Genomic DNA, 632 nt, shown 5'->3' with positions numbered 1-632 from the left:
GGACAATCAGGAGCGGATCGCGGGGATTCAGCTTTGGGTGGGGCCAGATGGCGAGAACTCGGGCAAAATTCCCGCCGAGGCAAAAACGGTGAAGGATGCCGGGGGGAAGGTTCACCCCGTCGGGAAAACATTTAATAATTTGCGGGAAAGGGGACTTCTGTTTCATCAGGGACTCTTCAATGTTCTGAACGATAACGGTTTCCAGCCGGAGGTCAACCGCAACAAGATTCGAATACCCCTAGACAAGAGCACGTTTGTCACTGTTGCCGAGAGGGCAGAGAAGGACAAGGCGACGTTCGCCGCTTATGACCTTTGGTGCAAAGGCGATTCCACAAGGGCGGGAAAGATCCCTGCTAGACACGAAACCCCGGTCACGCTCCCGGAAACAGGGGACGTCATTGAACTCGGCACGTGGATGGCTAATCTCATCCAGCTCGGGCGTGTGGATCCGCAAAGAATGATCGCTCAGGCTCTGAGCGACCGTGGGCTGCAGACGGAGTATCGGGGCGACAAGACCTTTCTTGTGCGCCCAGAGGGGGCGGCCGGTGGGGAGTTGCGGTCGGTGTCCGCCACAACACAGAAGGTCGCCAATCTGGCTGTGGGTCGTCGGCCCTTGCCGTGGGAGGGTGCGT

At 58.4% G+C, this 632-nt stretch carries 1 protein-coding gene; it reads left to right on the top strand.

Annotated features, from left to right (window positions below):
* Positions 1-632 (top strand): hypothetical protein (locus ACLQ24_RS30050; RefSeq protein WP_425895107.1); only part of this gene is annotated, 632 nt, incomplete at both ends.

Origin of the sequence: Micromonospora sp. DT4, assembly GCF_049841675.1 — a bacterium.
Classification (GTDB): Bacteria; Actinomycetota; Actinomycetes; order Mycobacteriales; family Micromonosporaceae; genus Micromonospora.
Note: the sequence above shows the minus strand (reverse complement) of the source record. Positions and strands in the feature narration are given on the sequence as shown.